The sequence below is a fragment of the Sanguibacter gelidistatuariae genome, assembly GCF_900096585.1.
Lineage (GTDB): Bacteria > Actinomycetota > Actinomycetes > Actinomycetales > Cellulomonadaceae > Sanguibacter > Sanguibacter gelidistatuariae.
The window spans coordinates 104786-129389 of record NZ_FMYH01000007.1; the positions used below are offsets into that span (position 1 = coordinate 104786).

Sequence of the window (24604 nt, forward strand, 5' to 3'; positions counted from 1 at the left end):
CCCACCACCCCGCGGAAACCTCTGGGTGGGGAGGCGCCGAGGCGAGCTCGGCGCCTCCCAGGGTTCGGTACGTTCCCGGCGATGGTGCGTCAGGCGCGCTTGGCGGTTCCGTGCCAGGCGGACCATGATTCGGGTGCCAGGGTCAGGGTGACCGTGCCGTTCTCCGAGGCCGGGGCGGTGCGGGTGGCGGTCGAGACGAGCTCGGCCGCTTCCTTGCCCTCGCGCATGCCGACGTGGTCGGCGAGCAGCTCGAGGCCGCCGTCGAGGGCCACGGCGAGGCCCGAGTAGCTGATCGTGACCGTGGCCGGTGAGGTCGAACGGTTCACCAGGAACAGGGACAGCGCGCCGGCCGCACCCGCCTCGCCGGACTCGTCCCACGTCGCCGCAGCGGTGACCAGCGGCACGTCGCCGTGCGCCTTGGTGGTCACCTGGGGAACGTTGACCCGCAGGTCCAGGACGGAACCCTGGGCCAGGCGAGCGGTGTTCGCGAAGGGGTGGAACGTCGTCTGGCGCCAGGCGTCGCCGCCGGGCTCGGTCATGATCGGGGCGATCACGTTGACGAGCTGGGCGAGCGCGGCGACCGGCACGCGGTCGGCGTGGTTAAGCAGGGTGATCATGAGGTCACCGACGACGACGGCGTCGAGGGCCGAGTAGATGTCCTCGATGATCCGCGGGGCGTCACGCTGAAGGGGGAGGTTCTTCTCGCCCGGGAAACGGGTCTCCAGGTACCAGACGTTCCACTCGTCGAAGGAGATGGTGATCTTCTTGTCCGAGCGCTTCTGGGCGGCGATCGAGTCGGCCGAGGCGACGACCCGCTCGATGAAGCGGTCCATCGCGGTCGCCGAGCCGAGGAAGCTGGCGCGGTCGCCGTCCTTCTCCTCGTAGTAGGCGTGCATGGAGATGTGGTCGACGATGTCGTAGGTGTAGGAGAGCACCGTGCGCTCCCACTCCCCGAAGGTGTCCATGTACATCGAGGAGGAGCCACACGCCACGAGCTCGATGGTCGGGTCGGTGAGGCGCATGGCCTTGCCCGCCTCGGCCGCGAGCTTGCCGTACTCGTGGGCGTCCTTGTGGCCGATCTGCCACGGGCCGTCCATCTCGTTGCCCAGGCACCAGAGCTTGACGTTGTACGGCTCGGCGCGGCCGTTGGCGATGCGCATGTCGGCCCACTTGCTGCCGGCCACGCCGTTGCAGTATTCGAGCAGTCCGACGGCGGCCGCGACGCCGCGCGTGCCGAGGTTGACGGCCATCATCGGCTCGATCCCCTCGCGCTCGGCCCACTGCAGGAACTCGTCTGTCCCGACGATGTTGGGCTCGACCGTGCGCCAGGCGAGGTCGATGAACGGCTTGCGGTTCTCGACCGGGCCGACCGCCTCTTCCCAGACGTAGTTGGAGACGAAGTTGCCACCCGGGTAGCGGACCATGGAGACGCCGAGCTCCTTGGTCAGGTCGGCGACGTCGCGGCGGAAGCCGTGCTCGTCGGCCGTGGAGTGCCCAGGCTCGTAGATGCCGGTGTAGACAGCGCGACCCAGGTGCTCCACGAAGGAGCCGAAGAGGCGGCGGTCGATCGCGCCGACCTGGAAGTCGGGGTGCAGCGTAATCGTCGCGGTGACCGGGGTGGACTGAGCGGCGCCGTCGTTGGCGCCGGTCTCTGCGGTGTATTCCATCGTTGTAATGCCTCCGTTGCGAAAATCCACGTGAAGGAGTGGCTTGGCGAAAACGGTACCCGATACTTCCGAAATTCGAAACGATCTGAGCGCACTTTCTTTCGCGGGCGGACGCCCTCCGGGAGCGCGTCAACGCTTCGCCGAACTCGTGAGCCGGCCGTCGACCTCGTGAGCGACGGGCAGTCTCCGGCGAGAAGCGGGCTGGCTCACGAGTTCGGCGCGCCGCCCGCGAGGTCGGAGGGTTGCCGGGGGGAGGAGGGAACTTGGGCGTGTCACCGGTGGGCGATTCGGGAAAGCGCTACCCGATCCCCCCGTCGGCAGGCTATGGTTGTAACGATTCAAAAGAGGTGTCGATGTCGACACCCAGCACCCACCCACCCAGCACCCACCCAGCACCCACACCGCAGTTCACCGTCGAAACGCGCCTGGAGCAGTGAGAGTCCGTGACCTCCGAGAACACCACCCCCACCCGTCGCCGCTACGCCGTCACCGGCCTCGGCCACCGCAGCTCGATGTACGTGAGCGCGATCCTCGGCGAGCACGCCGACGTCGCCGAGCTCGTGGCCTTCTGCGAGCCGAACCCGACTCGTCTCGCGGCCTACACGGCGATCGCCGCGGCCGCCGGAGCCGGCGACATCCCGGGCCACACCCCCGACGCCCTCGAGCAGATGATCCGTGAGCAGCGCGTCGACACGGTCATCATCACCACCCCCGACCACACCCACGCCCAGCTCGTGGACCGCGCCCTGCGCGCGGGGGCCGACGTCGTCGTCGAGAAGCCGCTGACCATCTCCGCCGAGGGCTGCCGCATGATCAACACGGCCGTCGAAGAGACCGGCCGCAACGTCGTCATGACGTTCAACTACCGCTACGCCCCGCGCAACAGCGAGCTCAAGCGTGTCATCGCCTCCGGTGAGATCGGCGAGGTCACCTCGGTGCACTTCGAGTGGGTCCTGGACACCGTGCACGGCGCGGACTACTTCCGCCGCTGGCACCGCGAGAAGCGCAACTCCGGCGGGCTGCTCATCCACAAGTCCAGCCACCACTTCGACCTCGTCAACTGGTGGATCGGTGACGCCCCCGAGCGGGTCTACGCCCGCGGCGGGCTGAAGTTCTACGGTGACACGTCCGTCGTGGCCCGCGAGATGGCCGCAGCGGATGCGGCCGCCGGGCTGCCGCCGCGTCCCGCGCGCGGGACCGGCAGCGCAGACGGCACGCGCGGCTGGGAAGGGCGCGCGGGAGACCGGTGGTCCCTCGACCTGCGTGCCGACGAGCGCCTCGCCGAGCTCTACCTCGAGGCTGAGCATCACGACGGATACATCCGTGACCAGGACGTCTTCAGCCCCGGCATCACGATCGAGGACAACCTTGCGCTCCTGGTGGACTACCGCCGCGGCGCGACGCTCACGTACTCCCTCAACGCCCACGGCCCGTGGGAGGGCTACCGCGTCACGGTCAACGGGACGAAGGGCCGCGCCGAGCTCGAGGTCGTCGAGCGCGGCTCGATCGCACTCGACGAGCGCGGCCGCTCGATCCTTGACCCGTCGGCCACCCCCGGCGCGTGGGAGGGCGACGACGTGCGCCCCTTCGGCGACACCCTCACCGTGCAGAAGCACTGGGAACGCGCGCGCCGGGTGGACATCCCGGCCGGCATCGGCGGCCACGGCGGCGGCGATGCGATCCTGCTGCAGGACGTCTTCCGCGCTCCCGTCGACGGCCCGCGTCCAGACCCGCTCGGTCGCCCGGCCGGCTACGTCGACGGCGTGCGCGCCGTCGCGGTCGGCATCTCCGGCAACGCCTCGCTGGTCAGCGGCCTGCCGGTGATCGTCGACGAGCTCAACCTGGGCATCGACATCACAGTCCCCCGCCCGGGCGCCCTGCCCGACGCCGCGGTGCGCCCGACCGCGCATACCGCGCCGACTGCGCTGACCCCCGTGACCCCAACCCTGCCCGACGCCGCCCGCTCACCCGAACAGGTCACCTCATGACCCGCGCCTACCGGGCCGCGATCGTCGGGACCGGCGGGATCGCCCATGCCCACGCTCAGGCCCTCGCGGACGCGGGCCGCCGGGTGCGCCTGACCCACGCGATCGACGTCGACCAGGCCCGCGCGACGGCATTCGCGGCCCAGTGGTCGGACGGCGCCGAACCGGACGGCGCCATACCGGTCCTCGCCTCGACCGACCTCGCGGACGTGCTCGCCCGGACCCGCGAGGCGGGGGAGCCCCTCGACCTCGTACACATCTGCACCCCGCCGCAGTCGCACTTCGTGCTCGCCGCGCAGGTGCTGCAGGCCGGCGTCGACGTGCTCCTGGAGAAGCCGCCGACGCTCTCCCTCGTCGAGCTCGACGAGCTGATCGCGATCGAGCGGGAGACCGGCGCGCACGTGGGCGTCGTCTTCCAGCACCGCTTCGGTGCCGGCGCGCAGCGGTTGCGCACGTTGATCGAGGCCGCGCCGTCCCCGATCGGACGGCCGCTCGTGGCGCTGTGCAACACGCTCTGGTACCGCGACGCGGAATACTTCGCCGCGCCGTGGCGGGGCCGGTGGGACACAGAGGGCGGCGGCCCGACGATGGGGCACGGCATCCATCAGTTCGACCTGCTGCTCTCGGTGCTCGGCCCCTGGGCCGAGGTCACCGCGATGGCCGGCCGACAGGCCCGCGACACCGACACCGAGGACGCGTCCATGGCGATCGTGCGGTTCGCCAGCGGCGCGCTCGCGACCATCGTCAACTCGGTCGTCTCCCCGCGCCAGACGTCATCGCTGCGCTTCGACACCGAGCTCGCCACGATCGAGCTCGAGCACCTCTACGGCTACACCGACGCCGACTGGACCTTCACCCCGGCCCCCGGCCACGAGGAGCTCACGGAGCTGTGGACCAGCGATCCGGATGCCGCGGCGTCGAGCCACTCCTCCCAGGTGATCGCGATCCTCGACGCCCTCGACGCCGGGCAGCCCCCGCCGGTGACGGCCACGGACGCCCGCGGCACGATCGAGCTGGTCGCCGCGCTCTACGCCTCGGCCTTCACCGGGCGCCCCATTCGCCGCGGTGAGATCGATGCGGCACACCCCTTCGCAGCCGCGATGAACGGCACCGGCGCCCCGTGGGCGGCGCAGCCCGCGGAGGCTGAGACCTCCGCACCCGCCGACGTCACGCCACCGACGCCGCCCGCCTCTTCGTCCACCCCCGCTCCCGAGGAGACCCGATGACCCGCCTCACTTTGTCCGACGACGGCGCGGCCCTCACGGTCCACCTCGCCCCCGCCCCCGCGCCTGGCGCGGCCACCGCGGCTGCGACCGAGCTCGTCAGGTACGTCTACCGCCCCACCGACATCCAGCTCGAGTCGCCCAAACCGTACTTCCACCCGATCCGCACGGCCGGGGGGGACCTGGTCAGCCTGTTCCGCCCGCACGACCACGTGTGGCACAAGGGCATCGCATGGTCGCTGCCCCACGTCGGCCCGCACAACTTCTGGGGCGGCCCGACCTTCGTCGAAGGCGAGGGCTACGTCCAGCTCGACAACGACGGCTCGATGGTCCACGAGGGCTTCACCGCCGCGCGGGTCGACGACGACGGCGTCTTCGTCACGCAGTCGCTGGCCTGGTTCACCCAGGCGGGCGAGCGCGTGGTCAAGGAGGTGCGCTCCTTCTCCGTGACCCTCGCGACCGCGACCGTCCCCAGCACCGACCCCGGCACCATCACCACCCCCGCCGCCTGGGTCCTCACCTTCTCCTCCACGATGACCAACGTCTCCGGCGGCGACCTGCCGATCGGCAGCCCCACCACCAACGGCCGCGAGAACGCCGGCTACGGCGGCCTGTTCTGGCGCGGCCCGCGCTCGTTCACCGGCGGTACCATCCTCGCCCCCTACTTCGCCGGCGGCGAAGAGATCCGCGGCCAGCGCGCACCGTGGATGGGCTTCACCGGCACGCACGACGAGAGCGCCCGCCAGTCCACCCTCGTCATGGTCGACGACGCGGCCAACCCCCGCGGTCCGGCCTCGCCGGGACTCGACCCCGAGTGGTTCGCCCGCAACGAATGGTTCGCCTGCGTCTGTGCGACGCCGTTCTTCAGCGAGGAGATCCCCTTCGCCCGCCAGGACTCCCTGACCTTCCGCTACGCGGTCGTCGTGGCCGACGGCGGCGCGGATGCCGCGCGCGGCGCCGACCTCGCCGAGGTGGGTCGCGGCGCGCTCGAGCAGGGCGCGGCGAACCAGACCACGCCCACGCAGGGCGCGCCGGCCTGATGGCTTCCCTCCCGCCAGCGCACCCGTTCCCGGGCGGCACGAGCGTCTCTCACCTGCGCGTCTACGACTGGCCGACGACGGACGGCGCCGGCGTGGTGGGTGGCGGCACCCCGCACCTGCACACCGCCTCCGACGAGGGCTACGTCGTGCTGCGCGGCTCGGGTGCGGTCCAGACCCTGGGCCCCGACGGGTACGCCGAGCACCGCCTGTGGGAGGGCACTGCGCTGTGGTTCCAGCCCGGCGTCGTGCACCGGCTGATCAACGACGGCGACCTGGAGATCCTCGTGATCATGTCCAACGCGGGCCTGCCTGAGGCGGGGGACGCGATCATGACCTTCCCCGCCGAGGTGCTGGCCGACGTCGGGCGATACCGGGCGGCGGCCGCGCTGCCGGCCGCGCGGCCGGGCGCAGCCGACGACCCAGCAACCGACGACGCCGCGCTCGCGGCGGCTGCGCGGGCCCGCCGGGACCTCGCGGTCGAGGGCTTCGGCGCGCTGCGCGACCGGGTCCTCGCCGAAGGCCCCGGGGCGCCCATGCAGGAGCTGTACGACGCCGCGGCGCGCCTCGTCCGCGACCGGGTGCCCGGGTGGCGCGCAACCTGGGAGGCGACCGTCGCCGCCGCCGCGCGGACCACCGACCAGGCGCTGACCGACCTCGCCGCCGGGGTCGCCCCGCACCTGAGCCGCGCCCAGGTCGCCTCGACGCCGGCCGACCCCGGGCTGCGGTACGGCATGTGCGGGCGCCTGACCACCTGGCACCCCTGAGCCCCACGCTCGGACCCGACCCGCCTTCTCCGACCCGACCCCACCCCCCAGAAAGACACCGTCATGGTTCAGTTCGACCTGTCGCTCCCTGAGCTCGAGGCCTACCGGCCCACCCGTGAGGAACCGGCCGACTTCGAGGAGTTCTGGCTCCGCACCCTCACCGAGCAGGACGCCGCGCACCCGCTCGAGGCGACGTTCGAGCGTGTCGACACGGGCCTGAGCGAGGTGATCACCGAGGACGTCACGTACACCGGCTTCGGCGGTCAGCCGATCAAGGCGTGGCTGCACCGGCCCGCCCGCGGGACCGGCCCGCTGCCGACCGTCGTGACCTACATCGGCTACGGCGGCGGGCGCGGGCTGAGCCACGAGCACGTCCTGCACGCCGTCGCCGGGCGGGCGCACCTGGTCATGGACAACCGCGGACAGGGGAGCGGTCACGAGATCGGCAGCACAGGGGACGCGGGATCCACCGGCGCGCACGCCGCCGGGTTCCTCACCTCTGGGATCGACTCGCCCGAGACCTACTTCTACCGGCGGATCTTCACCGACGCCGAGCGCGCCGTGCGGGTGGCCCGCGGCCACGCCCACGTCGACCCGTCCGACGTCATGGTCTCGGGCGGGTCCCAGGGTGGTGCGCTGAGCCTGGCGGCGGCCGCGCTCACCGAGCTGCGGGACGGGCTCGGCCATCCGCCGTTGCGCGCCGCGATCGTCGACGTGCCTTTCCTGGCGCACGTGCGCCGAGCCTCGGTGCTGACCGACGCTCACCCGTATGCGGAGCTCATCCAGTACTTCCACACCCACCGCGACCTCGTCGAGCAGGCCTTCGGGACGTTGAGCTACTTCGACGGCGTGAACCTGGCCGCGCGGATCACCGTGCCCGGGCTGTTCTCGGTGGGCCTGATGGACCAGATCTGCCCGCCGTCGACCGTGTACGCGACCTACAACCACTACGCGGGGGAGAAAGAGATGGTCGTCTACCCCTACAACGGGCACGAGAACGGCGGACCGTTCCAAGACGCCGAGCACCTGCGGTTCGCGGCTGAGCGGCTGCGATCTGCCTAGCTCGCTGCTCTCCCGGCCGCACTGCCTCCGCGGGATGTCGGGTGAAACGACATCTGGTACCTGCTGATCTGGGCGATTTGCTCTCGCCGCGCAGGGTATCCTACTGAGGTCCGTGCCCACTTGCGGGTCTGACCTGGGGACTCGCAGAGAAAACGAGAGGGGCCGGCGTGAGTGAGCTGCGCAGCGGCGCAAGTCCAACCGTGGGATCGGTCAACGGTCCCCACGTCGTGCTGCGTTTCTCCGACGGACGCCGTGTCCCCCTGCGCGGGATGACCCTCATCGGGCGGCACCCGCAGGCCGTGGGCGAGGAGATCATCACCGACCTGGTCAGCCTGGACGACCCGGGACGATCGGTGTCCAAGACCCACCTGCTCGTGGGGATGGACGCGCGCGGGCTCTACGTACAGGACCGTCACTCGACCAACGGCACCATCGTCACCCTCCCGGACGGCCAGCAGATCCTGTGCGCCGCCGGTCAGACGATCCGCGTCCCGGGCGGCTCGACGGTCTCCTTCGGAGAATTCAGCTGCATCCCCGACTTCCACCAGAACGGCTGAAGCATGTACACCGCGTGGGGATCGGCCACAGACACCGGGCGTGTGCGCACCCTCAACGAGGACGCGCTCGTGGCGCTCGCGCCGATCTTCCTCGTGGCGGACGGCATGGGCGGGCACGACTCCGGCGACGTGGCGAGCCGCATCGTCGTCGAGGAGTGCTCGGTGCTCGCGGGGCGCCCCTTCGTCACGATCGACGACCTCCAGCAGTGCTTCTCGCGCGCCTCGACCCGCATGCGCGGGGTGCTCGCCGGCCGCAACGGCGGCGCCACCGTCGCCGGTGCGGCGATCGCCATGCACGACGGCGCCGCGTACTGGCTGGTCTTCAACATCGGTGACTCCCGGGTCTACCGGATGGTCGACTCCGTGATCGAGCAGGTGACCGTGGACCACTCCGTGGTCCAGGAGCTCCTCGAGGCCGGCGAGCTGAGCGCCGTCGAGGCCTCCGTGCATGCCGACCGCCACGTCGTCACTCGTGCGCTGGCCACCGACTCCGCCTCGGAGCCCGACTACTGGATGATCCCGGCCACCCGCGACGACCGCCTGCTGATCTGCTCCGACGGGCTGACCGACGAGCTCACCGACGCCCAGATCCAGGAGATCCTGCTGCGCGTGACCGACGCGCAGGAGGCCGCCGAGGCTCTCGTGGCCGCAGCGCTGGACGCCGGCGGGCGCGACAACGTGAGCGTCGTCGTGGTCGACGTGGCGATCGTCTGGCACGGGCTGACCGCGGACCAGACGCACAGCTACGACCCCCCGGGTCCGAACGGTCGGGTGTGCCCCGAGGCGCCCGCGGACCCGGAATGGGACGAGCAGATGCACGGCATCACCCAGCCGCGGATGCGAGGCGGCGACGCATGATCATCCCCATGTACGTCTCCGGCGACTGGTACGCCGTCGTGACCGACGGCGCCGTCGCGCTGCTGCCGCCCACGATCTCCGAGACCAAGCTCACCCAGGTCTGGGACGCGCTCCGGGAGAGCGCCGACCTCACGCACTCCCTCACCGCGCTGGCCCGCGGCGGGCTCGTCGGCCTGCCGCCCTTCGCCCTGGTCTCCGTCGTGGACGGGCACGTCCGCGGGTTCTTGCGCGGGGACGTGCGCCTGCTGATCACCGACAGCCACGGCACCCAGGAGCACACGGCCGAGCACGTCGCGACGTGGGCCGAGATCAACGTGCCCGACGCCGCGGCGCTCACCGTCGCGGTCCCCGCCGCCCTCTCCCCGACCGGACGCACCGTGCGGATGCCGGCGCTCGCGGCCGTCGTGGCGGCGTCGAGCGTCGAGGTCCGGCTGCGCGACGGCGCGATCGCCGCACCGTCCCTGGTGGCCCCACGCGCGACGGCCGACGACACCGCCGCGGAGACGACCACCTACTCCGACCTCGACCTGCCCGCTCCCGTCGCACGCCGGGCACTGCAGCCTGAGCCGGCACGCGCCGTCGTGCAGGCACCTGCTCCGGCTCCCCACCCTGCCCCGGTGCGGGCGCTCGAAGCCGCCTTGCCCGCGGGACTCGCCTCACGGCCCGTCCCCGGACCGCCGCCTCCGCCCCCCGTGAAGCCGGAGACCGACGAGGACCCTTACGGCAGCACCGTGCTGAGCACGAGCCTCGTGGAGATCCGCCGCCAGATGCCCAGCTGGCAGGAGGACCCGGTCCCGGGCCCCTTCGCCATCCCTCCGGTGCCCGCCCGCGTCCCGCGGATCCGGATGTCCTCTGGGCTCTCGGTCCCCCTCGACCGCGCGGTCCTCATCGGGCGCGCCCCGGTGGTCTCTCGCGTGGCCGCCCGTGACCTGCCGCGCCTGGTCACGGTTGTCAGTCCGAACCAGGACATCTCCCGCACACACGCCCAGGTGCGTGTCGACGGTGAGGACGTGCTGGTCACCGACCTGAACTCGACCAACGGCATGCTTCTCGTCGAGCCCGGCCTGCCCCCTCGGCGGCTGCGCTCGGGGGAGCCGACTCCGCTGCGCGCGCACGCCGTCGTCGACCTCGGTGACGACGTGACCTTCACCTTGGAGAGTGACTCGTGAGCGCCCGTCGCCAACCCTCGATCCCCCCGAAGATCCCCGGTTTCGAGTACGTCCGGCTCCTCGGCATGGGTGGCTTCGCCGACGTGTTCGAGTACCGCCAGGAGCTGCCGCGGCGCTCCGTGGCGGTCAAGGTCCTGCTCAGCGGCTCCCTCGACCAGGACGCTCGCGAGGCGTTCTTCGCCGAGGCCAACGTCATGGCGCAACTGTCCCACCACCCCTCGATCGTCACGGTCTACCATGCCGACATCGCCTCGGACGGGCGCCCCTACCTCGTCATGGAGTACTGCTCCCGGCCCGGGTTCGGGACCCGGTACCGGATGGAGCGGTTCACCGTCGCGGAGGTCCTGCGGACCGGAATCCGGGTCGCCTCGGCCGTGGAGGCCGCCCACCACCTGGGGATCCTGCACCGGGACATCAAGCCCGCGAACATCCTGGCGACCGACTTCGGCTGGCCGGCGCTGACCGACTTCGGTATCGCCGCGACGCTCGGCTCGTCGATGGCCGCGACCGGCATGTCCATCCCGTGGTCCGCGCCCGAGCTGCTCGCTGAGCACCCGGCCGGCGACGCCCGTGGCGATGTCTACTCCCTCGGCGCGACGATCTACTCCCTGCTCGCGGGCCGCTCTCCCTTCGAGATCCCGGGCAAGTCCAACACCCCGGCCGATCTGCTCTCGCGGATCGAGCGGTCCCCGCTGCCACGGATCGAGCGCGAGGACGTGCCTGCCGGGCTCGCCGCGGTCCTTGCTCGCGCGATGTCCAAGGACCCCGACCGCCGGTTCCTCAGCGCCCTCGCCTTCGCGCACGCGCTGCAGACCGTGGAGCGCAGCATGCAGCTGCCGGTCACGAGCATCGACCTGTCCCAGGACTCCCTCTCCGACCTCGGCGTCAGCCGGCCCGACGCCGCAGCCGAGGGATCTGCGTCCTTCGCGCCCCCCGCTCCGGGCGGGTCCGCGGCAGCCGGCGAGCAGCCGGCGGACCAGGCGACGCGGCTGCGTCCCGTCGTGAGCATCGACCCGCTGGGCAGCGCCGTGGCCGCGGCCGCAGTCCAGCGCGCGGCGGAGTTTGACGACAACGCGACCCGGCTGCGTCCCGTCACGACGATCAACGCCCAGACCGGTCCGGTCCGGCCGTCGAGCGGCCGGCCCGGTCGGCCCACGCCGCCGGTCCCGCCTGCCCCCGAGGTCGCCCAGGGTGGGTACGAACAGGGTTGGTACGCCCAGCCAGGCCCGCAGGGTTACGCGCAGGGCTACCCCCAGTCGCAGGGCTACGGCCAGGACCCGGCCACCCAGCAGGGCCAGCAGCAGGTCTATGCCCAGGAGCAGCTGCAGGGCTACCCCGCGCAGGGCTACGCGCAGGGATACCAGCAGGGCTACCCACCCCAGCAAGGCCCGCCCCAGCCAGGCGGCCAGACGGGCTACCCGGGCCAGACGGGCTACGCGGGCCAGCCGACGCAGGCCTACCCGGGGCAGCCGGGTCAGCAGGCCTTCATGCCGTCCCCGGATGAGCGTCGCTCGCGCAACTACCGCCAGTCGCAGGTCCAGTCCAACGACGGGGACGCTGGCCGTCGTTCGGCGGGCCGTACGATCGCGATCGTGGTGAGCGCCGTCGTCGTGCTCTCGGCCCTCGGTCTCATCGCGTACCTCACGCTGGGACGCGACGCGGGATCGGCCGGGCCTGACGTCGACCCGACCGCGACGTCGACCCCGTCGCTGATCGGCGGGGACACCGTCCCCGCGCCGACCAAGCTCGCCGGCACCAACCTCGGCGACGGCACCGCACGTTTCACGTGGACCAACCCGGACGCGTTCGAGGGCGACGAGTTCCTCTGGCAGGTCGTCGCGGCGGGTGAGACGACGCGCGCTGAGAAGATCGACAAGACCTCAGTGGTCGTGGACCTTCCCCAGGGAGCGGACGTGGTGTGCATCGAGGTCTCGCTCGTCCGGTCGGACGGACGCGCGTCGTCGACGCCCGCGCAGGGGTGCAGCCAGTGAGGTTCTTCGCGGGGGAGACCCGCAAGGAAAGGGTCCGCTCGGTCTCCACGGTCGTGGCCGGGGTCACGGTCCCCGCCATCCTGGCGATGCTGGCGATCATCAACCCGGGCGTCAAGATCGCCGAGGTCGACCTCAACGACGGCGCGGTCTGGGTCACCAACGCCCAGGGCCTCAAGCTCGGCCGGTACAACGCCAAGGTGCAGGAGCTCAACGGCGGGCTCATCGCGAGCGACCCGGGCTTCGACGTCCTGCAGGACGCTCAGACGATCCTGGTCAGCGAGCCGACCAAGCTCTCGGTCGTCGACCCGGCGACGGTCACCCTCACCACGCAGGCTGAGATCCCCGCCCGGTCCCAGGTGTCCATGGGTGCCGGCGTCGTCGCGGTGGTCGGCCCGGACGGGGCCGTGTGGGTCCGCACCGCCGCCTCCCTCGAGTCCATCGACGCCGTGACCGACGCCGACCTCGACCTCGGTGACGGCGCCCGCGCGGTCGTGACCACGACCGGCACGGTGCTCGCCTTCGATCCTGCGGACGGTACCGTGCACCGCGTGGAGCTCGCTCCCGACGGGCTGCAGGTCAGCGAGGTGGGCAGCCTCAAGGACGCCGCGGGGGTGGTGCCCGAGGAGGTGACCGCCGTCGGCGACACGCTTGTCATGCGGGCCGGGTCCCGGCTCTACGGCGACGGCTGGACCCGCGACTTCGCCGACCAGGGGGCCTCCCTGGTGCTGCAGCAGACCGGGCCGGGCAGCCGTGTCGTGCTCGCGGCGACCACGACGCGGCTGCTGTCGATCGACCTCGACAAGGGCAGCTCGTCGGCGATCGAGACCAAGGGCAACGGCTTGCCTGCCCGCCCGGTCGCGCTCGGCGCGTGCATCTACGGCGCCTGGGCCTCGACGACCGGGAACTACGTCAGTCAGTGCGGAGGCGCCGACCCCGAGCTGGTCGACCTGGCCGAGATGACCGCGGCCGACACCCTCGTCTTTCGCGTCAACCGCTCGGTGATCGTGCTCAACGACACCGCGCAGGGACGTATGTGGCTGCCGGACGACCTGCCGCAGGTGCAGAACCCCAACTGGGACGACATCGAGCAGGAGGAGGAGCCCGAGGACCGTCAGGACGAGTCGGACAGCATGGAGACCGTGCAGCAGGTGCTGTCCCAGTGCACCGAGCAGTCCCTCGCCCCCGGCGCCTCCGACGACGAGATCGGGGTGCGCCCCGGGCGCACGGCGATCCTGGAGGTGCTGGGCAACGACACCGCGGGGGAGTGCGGCATCATCGCGATCAGCGAGTTCGAGCCGATCCCCGCCGAGTTCGGCCGGATCGAGTCGATCTACGGGGGCCGTGCGCTGCAGATCGAGGTTGCCCCCGACGCCCGCGGCGCCGTGACGTTCACGTACACGATCACCGACGGCCGCGGGCAGAACCCGCCCTCGACCGCGACCGTCACGCTGACTGCCCGCGACGACTCGGAGAACAACGACCCCGTCGAGATCCGCAAGGGCTCGGCCGAGGTCGAGCAGGGCGCGACGATCGAGTACGACGCGCTCGCGAACTTCACAGACCCGGACGGGGACGACCTCGTCCTCGTCTCGGCCACGACCGACGGGACCGGGACGGTCCGCGCCCGCCAGGACGGCGTCCTCACGTTCATCGCCGAGGGCGACCAGCTCGGGCGTCAGACTCTCCAGCTCGTGGTCAGTGACGGCACGGCGCAGGTGACCGGGACTATGACGGTCGACGTCCGCGCTGCCGGTTCGGTGCCGCCGAGGATCGACCCGGTGCACGCGGTGACGTACGTGGGCTCCCCGGTCGACGTCGATGTCCTCGCCTCCGTGCACAGCGCCTCCCGCGAGCCGGCCCGCCTGGCCACGGTCGACGAGGTCGCCGGGACGACGATCGCCACCAACCTCGACGACGGCCGCTTCACCTTCACCGCGACCAACCCGGGCACCTACTACGTGGGCTTCACCGTCGTCGCCGCGCCGCAGCAGGCCGTGGGACTCGCGCGGATCGACGTGCGCGAGTGGCCGAGCGAGCCGCTGCCGCCCGTCGCCGTCCGCGACATCGCGCTGCTCCCGGCCGGCGGAGAGGTCACGATCGACCCGCTCGCGAACGACGTCGACCCCGGCGGCGGGGTGCTCGTGCTCACCTCGATGACCACCCAGGACGGGTCCGCGCTGCAGGTCGCCGTGCTCGACCACCGCCTCGTCCGGATCACCTCCCGGCTCGCGCTCACCGTTCCCGAGACGGTCAGCTACGTGATCTCCAACGGCGTGGCCGAGGCCCGCGGGGAGATTCTCGTGGTCCCCGTGCAGCCCTCGAGCCAGCAGCGGGCTCCCGTGGTCCGCGACCTCGACGTCTCGGTCCGCACCGGCGGCGTCGTGACCATCGAGGCGCTCGCCGCGGCCTTCGACGCCGACGGCGACACCATGACCCTCGTCCCGGAGCTGCCCGAGCCGCTCTCCGCGGGCCAGGGCCTGCTCTTCGCCTCCGGCGACACCCTGCGTTACCAGGCCCCCGACTCGCCGATGACGGTGCGCGCGGTGTTCAGCGTGCGCGACTCCGCCGGGAACGTCGGCTCCGGGCAGGTGACCATCTCGGTGCACGCCTCCGCGCCGGAGAGCAAGGCACCCCCGCAGCCCAAGAACCTCACCGCCCGGACCTTCGCCGGGGAGACCGTGCGGATCCCCGTGCCGTTGACCGGGATCGACGGTGACGGCGACGGCGTGACGCTGCTCGGCCAGGGTGACACGGCCCCGCTCAAGGGGCGCATCGTCGCGATCGGCGCGGACTGGATCGACTACGAGGCCCTTCCTGGGGAGACCGGGACCGACACGTTCACCTATGCGGTCGAGGACTGGGTGGGCCAGCGTGCGCTCGGAACCGTCCGGGTCGGCATCGCCACGCGTCCGAGCGAGGCCATGCCCATCGTGGCGCGCAACGACGAGGTGACCGTCCAGCCCGGTCAGCGTGTCGAGGTGAGGGTGCTCCGCAACGACGTGGACCCCTCCGGTGGGGAGCTCACGCTCCTGGACGAGCTGGTGGTCCCCGAGGGTGTCAGCGCCCACGTCGAAGGCCGCCGCATCGTCGTGGACACCCCGGCCACGGTGACCGACCCGATCTCGATCACATACACGGTGACGAACGAGCGGGGCGGGCAGGCCTCGGCCGTGCTCACCCTGTTCATCGTCGCGAACGCCGTGATCGCACCACCCATCGCCGGTGACGTGATCGTCGCCCCCCTTGAGGTGGTCGACAAGTCCACCGTCGAGGTCAACGTGCTCGCGGTTGCGGAGAATCCCTCTGGGCCGATGAGCGACATCGCCGTGTCCGTGCCGTCCTCGCACGCGTCCGTGGCATCGGTGACGGCGTCCGGTGGGGTCCTGGTGACGCTGACCGACCGTGCCGAGACGATCCCCTACCTGCTGACCAACACCCGGCCCGAGGCGAACGGGGCCAAGGCCTACGCCTTTATCTCCGTCCCGGCGCTGGGTGACTTCCCTCCGATCCTGCGGCCCAAGGCACGCGAGCTCCGGGTGGCCTCGGGGGCCGAGCTCGTCATTCCCATCGCGGAGTTCGTCCAGGTCGGGACGGGCAAGACGGCTCGGATCGGCGCCGCAGGGCAGGTCAGCGCGACCCGCTCTGACGGCAGCGACCTCATCGTCGACGAGGCGACCCTGCGGTTCGTCTCCGCCCCCGGGTATGCCGGGCCCGCCTCGGTCACCTTCCAGGTGACCGACGGGTCCTCCCGCGACGACGCCAACGGCCGCCGAGCGACGCTCACGCTGCCGATCACGGTCTACACCGAGGACGACTTCCCGCCGACCTTCACACCGCAGATCCTCGACATCGGTCAGGGAGACGTCGGCACGACGGCCAACCTGCTCGCCTATACCAAGGGCCCCCAGGGCGCCGACGCCGCGCAGACGTACACCTACCGCCTGGCCGGCGCCGCGACGGCCGGGTTCGTCGTGACGATCGACGGGACCAAGCTCAGCGTGTCTGTGGCTGCCGACGTCCCCCGCGGGACCGTGGGAGCCGTCCCGATCACGCTCGGCTACGGCCGGGCCGGGACCATGGATGTCCAGGTCTCTTTCAAGGTGACCGCGAGCGGTCGGGTGCTGGCCACCGCAAGCGCCTTCAACCTCGTGGGCAATGCCGGCGAGGAGACCCGCGTCGACGTGCTGACCGGGTCCTCCAACCCCTTCCCCGGCGAGCCGCTGAGCGTCGTCGGTGCCACGGTCGTGACCGGGACCGGGACTGCCGTGGTCTCCGGGAGCTCGGTGCTCGTGCGCCCCACCGAAGGGTTCGTCGGCGAGCTGGTCGTGCGTTACCGGCTGCGGGATGCGACCAACGACGCGCTCCGTGAGGTGGAGGGCAAGATCACCGTCGTCGTGCGGGACAAGCCCGCCACTCCGGCCGCCCCTCGGGTGGGGGACGTGACGAGCCAGACCGTGGTCCTCGCCTGGGACGCTCCGGCCAACAACGGCACCCCGATCACCGGGTACCGGGTGACCCGCGGCAGCGGCCAGACGACCGCGTGCGCGACGACGACCTGCACGATCACCGGGCTGACCAACGGCACGGACTACACCTTCACCGTCGCTGCCCAGAACGCCGTGGGCTGGTCGGCCGAGTCGCCACCCAGCGCCAAGGCCACGCCCGACGCCGTCCCGGACACCCCCGGAGCCCCGACGCTCACGGCTGGTGACGGACAGATCACCGTCAACTGGACCGCTCCGGCGAACCAGGGGACGCCGATCGAGAAGTACACGGTCATGCTGTCCGGCGGTGGCGCGCAGTCGAAGGTGGTTAGCGCGACGTCCGTGACATTCACTGGTCTGGCGAACGGCACGGGATACACCGCACAGGTGAGGGCGCACAACAAGGCGACCCCAGCCGAAGGAGGGCCGTGGAGCCCGTCCAACGGTCAGCCGGTGACTCCGGCGGGTCTGCCCGGAGCTCCAACGGTCACCGCCCAGCGCACGAACGACGTGTTCGGCGGTGCCATCAAGGTGGCTTGGACCCCTGGTTCGTGGAACGGTGACAGCAGCGGGGGCTTCACGGTCACGATGACCGGGCAAGGGACGGTGACTCGTGATTACGAGCCAGGGGCGACGTCCGACGACTTCACAGCGGTGAACGGGGTCACCTACACCTTCTCCGTGGTGGCTCGGAACAAGGCGGGAACCGGACCGGCCGGGACGGCGACCGCCCAGACCTATGGGACGCCGGGCAAACCGGTCGCGGGCACGACCACGCCGATCAATGGCCGCGCGTTCGGTGACGGCCAGGTTCAGCTGAACTGGTCTGCTCCCGCCGAGACCGGTGGAGTGGGCATCGCGTACTACCTGCTCAATGACACGGAACGTGTGACATCGACGAGCGCGGTCAAGGGAGGGCTCCCGGGAGGTACCGCAAGCCCGACCTACACGCTCGTCGCCTGCAACACCAAGGACGTCTGCGGTGACGAGGTCACGCTTGGTTCGGCGACGCCGTTGACAAAGCCCGCTGCTCCGAGCGTCACCGTCGCGGGTGGCCTCAACAAGGCAATCGTCAGCTGGGTCGGCAACGGCAACGGCAACGGTGGTGCGGACGTGACGTACCAGTACGCCCTCGGTTCCTCGCCCGACGTCTGGTCGACGGCATCGGGCACCTCACTGGCGCTGGACATCACCCTCCCGGACACGGAGAACTCCCGCGTCATCGAGGTGCTTGTCCGGGCGGTCAACTCCGAAGGGCAGAGCCCGGTCGGGCGTTCCTCGGGCACGGTGACCCGACCGCGCGAGCCGAACGCACCCACCTCGGTGGACCTCACGGGGTCAGGCCCCAAGACGCTGAACATCTCCTGGCCGAACGCCGAAGGGAATGGGACGGCGGTGAGCAAGTATCGCTACCGGATCGTTCGCGGCGGGACCGAAGGAGACTGGGTGGAGGTCGGTCTCGTGAACTCGGTGAGTATCACCGGAGTCGACGCGGGTCAGGTCAAGGTCGACGTCCAGGCCTACAACGGCGCCGGTGCCGGGTGGAGCCCGTCGAAGCGAAGCGGCAACTTCACGGTCGAGGCGGAGGCCCCGACCACTCCCGACCCCGGGACCGGCGACGGTGGCTGACCCCGCTCGCCGGCCCGCGCCACGCACCCAGCTCCGTTCACGCCTCCCCGACAGAAAGCAGCCCACCCGATGACATCGCAACCCACGACTGCCGCGGCGACCATGACCCCGGAGCAGTCGGTCTGGTTCGCCCAGACCTTCAGCACCCTCGTCGACAACGTCGGCCAGGCCGTCCTGGGCAAGACGCATGTGGTGCGCCTGGCCCTGACGGCGATGCTCGCCGAGGGGCACATCCTTCTCGAGGATGCCCCGGGTACGGGCAAGACGATGCTGGCCAAGGCGCTCGCCGCCACGGTCGACGGCACCCACCACCGCATCCAGTTCACCCCGGACCTGCTGCCCTCTGACGTGACCGGCGTGACGATCTACGACCAGAAGACTGCGGCCTTCGAGTTCCACAAGGGCCCGATCTTCGCCTCCGTCGTGCTCGCCGACGAGATCAACCGAGCTTCGCCCAAGACGCAGTCCGCGCTGCTCGAGGTCATGGAGGAGTCCCGGGTCACCGTCGACGGCGTGACGCACTCCGTGGGTCGCCCCTTCATGGTCATCGCGACCCAGAACCCGATCGAGCAGGCGGGCACGTACAAGCTGCCCGAGGCCCAGCTCGACCGCTTCCTCATCAAGACGTCGCTCGGCTACCCCGACCACGCCTCGACCGTGCAGATCCTCGCCGGGTCCGCCGCCCGCGACCGCACCGCCACGCTCGAGCACATCATCACGTCTGCGGCGATCGCCGACATGGCCGACCTCGCGGCGACCGTGTACGTCGACGGCTCGATCAACGACTACATCGCCCGCCTCGCCGAGGCGACCCGCACCGACTCCGAGACCCGCCTGGGCGTGAGCGTCCGCGGCTGCCTCGCTCTTGTGCGATGCGCCAAGGTGTGGGCCGCGGCCCAGGGCCGGGCATACGTCATCCCCGACGACGTCAAGGACCTCGCGGTCGCGGTGCTCTCGCACCGTCTCGTGCTCGACGTCGAGGCGGAGTTCTCGGGTACGACGCCCGAGGAGATCATCGAGCGGATCATGTCCTCGACCACCCCGCCGTCGGAGCGGGTCGCCTGAGATGACCGACCCAGCAGACGCCCCGCTCGACCGGAGAGCCAGGGCGGTGATCCGGGCGCGTGCCATAGCGCAGACTGTGCGCGCCCGGACCGGGGTCCTCTCCGGCCTGGGCTGGTCGGTTCTGCTGGCTGGCGTCGTCGCGCTCGTCGCGGGGCGCCGCTACGGCTGGGCCGAGCTGGTCGTGGCCGGCTGCGTCCTGGTCATCACGTTCCTCGTCGCGGTCGCGATGACCGTGGGCCGCTCGAGCTACGCCGTCGACGTCGACCTCGCCGACCACTTCGTCACCGTCGGTGAGCGGGCCATGGGCCGGATCGAGGTGCGCAACGCCGGCAGGCGCCGTCTGCTGCCCGCGCACATCGAGCTGCCGGTCGGCGTCGGCGCGGCGAGCTTCGCGCTGCCGAGCATGGCCCCCGGCGCGGTCCACGAGGAGATCTACGCGATCCCGACCGCCCAGCGCGCCGTCGTCATCGTCGGACCGGTCCGCTCGGTGCGGGCCGACCCGCTCGGCGTGGCCCGCCGCGAGATGCGCTGGACGGACCCGGTCGAGCTCTACGTGCACCCGGCGATCGTGACGCTCGCCGGTACCCGCGCGGGGTTGCTGCGTGACCTGGAAGGTCAGGCCACCCGGACGATCTCGGACAACGACATGTCCTTCCACGCGCTGCGCGAGTACATCCCCGGTGACGACCGCCGCAACATCCACTGGCGCACGAGCGCCCGCACCGGGACGCTCATGGTCCGTCAGTTCGAGGACACCCGGCGCACACACACCGCGCTGGCACTGTCGAGCGAACGCCCTGACTACGCGAGCGACGAGGAGTTCGAGCTCGCGGTGAGCACCTTCGCCTCCCTGGGTGTCCAGCTCATCCGGGACGGCCTCGACCTGACCGCCCTGACGTCGACCTCTGACCTGCGCATCCGCAGCCCCCGGGTCCTGCTCGACGACTGCTCCGCGATCGTGGGCGCGCCGCGCGCAGCCGATGCCCGCGACCTCGCCCAGACGGTGGCCCGCGCGGTCCCGGGCGCCTCCATGGCGCTCCTGGTCACCGGCTCCGTCGCCAGCCCGACGACGCTGCGCACCTCCGCGGCCGCCATCCCCACCGGCGTGCGCACCGTATTCGTGCAGTGCGACCCGGGAGCCGAGGTCGGCCTGCGGACCCAGGGCTCGCTGTCCGTGGCCACGCTCGGCGAGCTCACCGACCTGCCCCGACTGCTGCGACGGTTGGTGACCCAATGACCCGCACCTCCACGGCCCCCGCACCGCTGCGGACGATCACGACAGCTCTCGCCCGGCGGACCGCGGGTGACCAGCTCATCGACGTCGTCGTGATGGCCCTCGCGGTGCTCCTCGCACTCGTGCCGCTCGTCCCGGTCTTCGGGCTCTCGGCGGCCGCCCCGGCGATCGTCGGCGGCGTGGTCCTCGGCGCCCTGATCGCCGCCCTGGCGGCCGTGCGCCGGTGGCCCGTGGTCACCACGATCGCCGCGACCCTCGTCGTCTACGCGGTCTTCGGTGGCGCACTGGCCGTGCCGTCCACGACCTCCGCGGGGGTGCTGCCTGGCGTCGACACCCTGGTCGCCCTGGCCGAGGGGGTCGTGACCAGCTGGAAGCAGGTGCTCACCCTCGACCCGCCGCTCGGTTCCACGGGAAACGCCCTCGTCATGCCGTACGTCCTGGGCCTCATCGCCGTGGTCGCGGCGGCAGGCGTGGCCGCCGGGCGCAAGCACCCGCTGCGCATCCTCGTCGCGCCGATGATCCCCGCGGGCGTACTTGTCCTCTCGATCCTCTTCGGCACGGTCGACCGGACGCTCGCCACAGTCATCGGCGCCTCGATGGCCGCCCTGCTCGTGGTGTGGGCGGCCTGGCGCCGCGGGCACTGGAAGCCCCGACGCGCGGCGTCGCTCGCGGTGCTGGCCGTCCTCGCGATCGGCGGCGGCACGGTGGTGGCGCCCCTCGTCGCCGGTGACGTTCCCCGCTTCGTGCTGCGCAGCGTCGTCGTGCCGCCCTTCGACCCGCGTGAGCACGCGAGCCCGCTGTCGGCCTACCGGGCGTTCATCAAGAATTCCAAGGAGACGGATCTGCTCGCGGTGAGCGGCCTGCCTGAGGGCGGGGTGGTTCGTCTGGCGACCATGGACAGCTTCGACGGAGTGGTGTGGAACGTCCTCGGCGACGGCGAGCCCGCCGCGTCGGGGTCCTTCCGCAAGGTCGGGGACGTGATCCCCACCTCGGTCACCGGGAGCCAGGTCACGGTCGACGTCGAGGTGCTCGCCCTGGACGGGGTGTGGTTGCCCACCGTCGGGCAGACCACCGAGATCAGCTTCGACGGGAGCGATGCCGTGCGGTCCCGCAACGCCTTCCGCTTCAACGACGCGACCGGGACCGGCGTGCTGAGCACGGGGCTGACGCAGGGGGAGAAGTACACCCTCGACGCGGTGATCCCCGCGGTGCCCAGCGACGAGGAGATCGGCTCCGCGCGGCCCGGCGACGTCATCCAGCCGGCGCCTGTCGGCGTGCCGGACATCGTGGTCACCCGGTCCTCGGAGGTCTCGGCCAGCGCCACGACCGCGGCCCTCGTCGCCCGCAACCTGGAGACCTACCTGCACGACACCGGTTTCTTCAGCCACGGGATCGAGGCATCCGGCGACTACCCGTCGCTGTCCGGTCACGGGGCCAGCCGGATCGCCGAGCTGCTCGGCGCCGACGTCATGGTCGGCGACGCCGAGCAGTACGCTTCGGCGATGGCGCTCATGGCCAGCCAGCAGGGCCTGCCGGCCCGGGTGGTCATCGGTTTCATCCCGTCCGAGGAGCAGCAGGGCGCGGAGAAGATCACCTTCACCGGTGACAACATGCAGGCCTGGGTCGAGGTGAACTACGCCGGCGTCGGCTGGGTTGCCTACTACCCGACGCCGCCCACGAACCAGACGCCGCAGGAGAACGAGGACCCGGTCGAGAAGGAGCCGCAGCCGCAGGTCATCCAGCCGCCGCCGCCCCCGGCGGACCCGGTGGTGCCACCGAAGGAGGATGCCGAGGAGCCGAACGTCGAGGCGAACGACGAGCCCGCGGAGACCGGCGTCGACGTGCGCCGGATCGTGCTCATCTCGACCGCGGTCGGTGTGCCGCTGCTCCTGCTGCTCCTGCCGCCGCTGTTGATCGTCGCGGCCAAGCGGCGTCGTCGTCGCCGGCGCCAGCGGGCCCTCCACCCCGTCGCCCGGATCAGCGGTGGCTGGGACGAGGTGCTCGACACCGCCCGCGACCACGGGACGGTGCCGCCCGCGGACGCCACCCGCCGCGAGACGGCCCGGGCGCTGGCCGCTGTCTACCCGCGGATCCCCGCGACGGCGCTCGCCGAGCACGCCGACGCCGCGGTCTTCTCCGGCGCGCTGCCGACCGAGATGATCGTGACCCAGTACTGGCAGACCGTCGACCAGTCGGTCGCGGCGATCAGCTCTGAGGGCACTGTCTGGTCGCGGGTCCGCGGCCGGTACTCCCGGGCCTCGCTGCGCGCGGCGAAGCAGGCACGCAAGGCCGCCCGGTCCGCGGGTCTCGGGAAGGCCGGGCGGGTGCCGGTGCGGCCTGGACGGGCGGCTACCCGGCGGTAGGCGCGGAGGTCTCCTCGAGCCGGGCGACCTGCGCCGTCACGGCCGCGAGGACCTCCGGGTGGGCGACGGTACGGAAGTGCCCCATGACCGGGAGATGGACGTTGACGGCCCCCTCGAGCGCGCTCCCGCCCGGGATGTGCGGGTCGAAGTCGCCGTAGATGCTCACGATCCGCCCGTGGGACGTGCTGTCGCGGGCGAGGTCGACCATGTCCGGGAACCGCGGGGCCAGGGCGCGGACCGGGCGGGAAGGAAAGCGGGTTGCGTAGACCGACCCGCGGAAGGGCGTGTTCACGGCGACCACGCCGACGACGGCGTCCGTGAGGCCCGGCCGGTTCAGCAGGTACTTGCCGATCAGGCCGCCCTTGGAGTGGGCGACGAGGACCACCCGGTGGCCGCCCAGCTCGGCGATCCGGTCCGCCACCAGGCGCGCGGAGGTCTCGAGGTCGAAGGTGTTGAGACCGAGTGCGGGGACCGTGACGACCGGATGCCCGGCCCGGTGCAGTGCCCGGGCGAGCGGCTCGAGGAAGAACCACGTCTCGTAGATCCCGGGGACGAGCACAACCGGTATCCGGGGCCCCGATGCCAGTCCCGAGGGGTCCCGGGGGCGCAGCAGCCCGCGGGCCTGACGCCATGTGACATAGGCGTAGTCCGTCCCCCACGCCCAGCCCGCCCGCGCGGCCCGGAGGACCGCCGGGGCCCTGGTCATCGACCCAGGTGGTCGAGGATGTGCTCGGCGACCGCGTCGGAGTGGTCGTAGATGACGGCGTGCGCGGCGCCGGGGATCTCGTCCCAGCGGCCCTGGGCAGGCAGTGCCGCGATGAGATCGATCCAGGCCTGCGGAGCGACGTGGTCGTGCGTCCCGCGCAGCACCAGCGTCGAGGCCTCGACCAGGGGCAGTCGTTCCTCGATCGGGTACGCCATCATCCGGGGCAGGACCTGGAAGAACCACCACGGTCCACAGCGCAGGTACCCGCTCATCGCGATCCGGCGGGTGCGTGAGGACTCCCGCACGGAGCTCTGCAGGAAGCGCAGCCCTTGGCGGGTTGTGGACCGCTCCTCGACGTTGACCGGAGGGCCGATGAGCACCGCGTGCGTGGCGATCTGCGGCTGCTGGACGAGCACCTCGGTGACGATCTGGGCGCCCATCGAGTGCCCGACGAGGACGGGAGCGACCAGGCCCTCGTCCTGGATCCACCGTGCCACCAGGGCCCCGAAGTCTTCGATCTCGAGCGGGTGTCCAGGCCGGGGGACACCGGCGAAGCCCGGTAGGTCGAGCAGGTAGACCATGCCGACCTTGGCCAGCGTGAGCGCCAGCCGCTCGAAGTACTGCGAGGAGACGCCGATCCCGTGGACCAGGACGAAGTCGTGGCGGTCCGCGGAGTCGGCCTCGATGAGCTCGTCGACGCTCGCCCGCCACACCCGCAGGCACAGCCCGTCGTGGACGACCCGGGTGACGCGGATGTTCAGGCCGTTCGGGGCGCTCGACGCGCGAAGTGTGTGCGGCACGTGTGAC

The 24604-nt window shown here is 71.6% G+C and carries 16 protein-coding genes; 13 read left to right on the forward strand and 3 right to left on the reverse strand.

The window, feature by feature from the left end; translation table 11 throughout:
* Positions 1 to 89 precede the first annotated feature (89 nt).
* Positions 90 to 1667, reverse strand: a complete 1578-nt coding sequence (arfA, locus tag BLQ50_RS14900) for an arabinosylfuranosidase ArfA (protein WP_093185276.1) — start codon at positions 1665 to 1667, stop codon at positions 90 to 92.
* Between the two features lie 443 nt (positions 1668 to 2110).
* On the opposite strand from arfA, the gene BLQ50_RS14905 reads away from it, so the two are divergent.
* The 13 genes from BLQ50_RS14905 to BLQ50_RS14965 all read left to right on the forward strand — a co-directional run bounded on the left by BLQ50_RS14905 (position 2111) and on the right by BLQ50_RS14965 (position 23091).
* Entirely contained in the window at positions 2111 to 3655 is a 1545-nt protein-coding gene (locus tag BLQ50_RS14905) for a Gfo/Idh/MocA family protein (protein WP_093185278.1), read from the forward strand.
* A complete protein-coding gene (locus BLQ50_RS14910; protein WP_093185280.1) occupies positions 3652 to 4878 on the forward strand; it encodes a Gfo/Idh/MocA family protein in 1227 nt (408 codons plus the stop codon). Before BLQ50_RS14905 ends, BLQ50_RS14910 begins: the two co-directional genes overlap by 4 nt.
* Positions 4875 to 5915 carry a DUF6807 domain-containing protein gene (locus tag BLQ50_RS14915; RefSeq protein ID WP_093185283.1) on the forward strand — a complete coding sequence of 347 codons (1041 nt, stop codon included), beginning with the start codon at positions 4875 to 4877 and terminating at the stop codon, positions 5913 to 5915. Before BLQ50_RS14910 ends, BLQ50_RS14915 begins: the two co-directional genes overlap by 4 nt.
* Positions 5915 to 6679, forward strand: a complete 765-nt coding sequence (locus BLQ50_RS14920; RefSeq protein ID WP_093185286.1) for a cupin domain-containing protein — start codon at positions 5915 to 5917, stop codon at positions 6677 to 6679. Before BLQ50_RS14915 ends, BLQ50_RS14920 begins: the two co-directional genes overlap by 1 nt.
* Before the next feature lie 63 nt (positions 6680 to 6742).
* Entirely contained in the window at positions 6743 to 7741 is a 999-nt protein-coding gene (locus BLQ50_RS14925; protein WP_093185289.1) for an acetylxylan esterase, read from the forward strand.
* 167 nt (positions 7742 to 7908) lie between these two features.
* A complete protein-coding gene (locus tag BLQ50_RS14930; RefSeq protein WP_245701277.1) occupies positions 7909 to 8298 on the forward strand; it encodes an FHA domain-containing protein in 390 nt (129 codons plus the stop codon).
* Between the two features lie 3 nt (positions 8299 to 8301).
* On the forward strand, positions 8302 to 9156 hold the full coding sequence (locus tag BLQ50_RS14935; RefSeq protein ID WP_093185292.1) for a PP2C family protein-serine/threonine phosphatase: 855 nt from the start codon (positions 8302 to 8304) through the stop codon (positions 9154 to 9156).
* Complete coding sequence (locus BLQ50_RS14940; protein WP_093185296.1) at positions 9153 to 10325, forward strand: FHA domain-containing protein; 1173 nt, start codon at positions 9153 to 9155, stop codon at positions 10323 to 10325. Before BLQ50_RS14935 ends, BLQ50_RS14940 begins: the two co-directional genes overlap by 4 nt.
* Complete coding sequence (locus BLQ50_RS18875; protein WP_217629187.1) at positions 10322 to 12316, forward strand: serine/threonine-protein kinase; 1995 nt, start codon at positions 10322 to 10324, stop codon at positions 12314 to 12316. The genes BLQ50_RS14940 and BLQ50_RS18875 overlap by 4 nt, the downstream gene beginning before the upstream one ends.
* Positions 12313 to 18429 (forward strand): Ig-like domain-containing protein, encoded by a 6117-nt coding sequence (locus tag BLQ50_RS14950; protein ID WP_139185847.1) that lies wholly within the window; start codon positions 12313 to 12315, stop codon positions 18427 to 18429. The genes BLQ50_RS18875 and BLQ50_RS14950 overlap by 4 nt, the downstream gene beginning before the upstream one ends.
* A gap of 69 nt (positions 18430 to 18498) precedes the next feature.
* Entirely contained in the window at positions 18499 to 19494 is a 996-nt protein-coding gene (locus BLQ50_RS14955) for an AAA family ATPase (protein ID WP_093185301.1), read from the forward strand.
* A gap of 1 nt (position 19495) precedes the next feature.
* Positions 19496 to 20731: a DUF58 domain-containing protein gene (locus BLQ50_RS14960; RefSeq protein ID WP_093185304.1), complete on the forward strand. Its 1236-nt coding sequence runs from the start codon at positions 19496 to 19498 to the stop codon at positions 20729 to 20731.
* Positions 20728 to 23091, forward strand: a complete 2364-nt coding sequence (locus tag BLQ50_RS14965) for a transglutaminase TgpA family protein (protein WP_093185307.1) — start codon at positions 20728 to 20730, stop codon at positions 23089 to 23091. Before BLQ50_RS14960 ends, BLQ50_RS14965 begins: the two co-directional genes overlap by 4 nt.
* On the opposite strand, the gene BLQ50_RS14970 is transcribed toward BLQ50_RS14965, so the two are convergent.
* Positions 23078 to 23797, reverse strand: coding sequence for an esterase/lipase family protein (locus BLQ50_RS14970; protein ID WP_093185311.1), 720 nt, complete (start codon positions 23795 to 23797; stop codon positions 23078 to 23080). The genes BLQ50_RS14965 and BLQ50_RS14970 overlap by 14 nt on opposite strands.
* Positions 23794 to 24597, reverse strand: a complete 804-nt coding sequence (locus tag BLQ50_RS14975; RefSeq protein ID WP_175559150.1) for an alpha/beta fold hydrolase — start codon at positions 24595 to 24597, stop codon at positions 23794 to 23796. Before BLQ50_RS14975 ends, BLQ50_RS14970 begins: the two co-directional genes overlap by 4 nt.
* Positions 24598 to 24604: the final 7 nt, after the last annotated feature.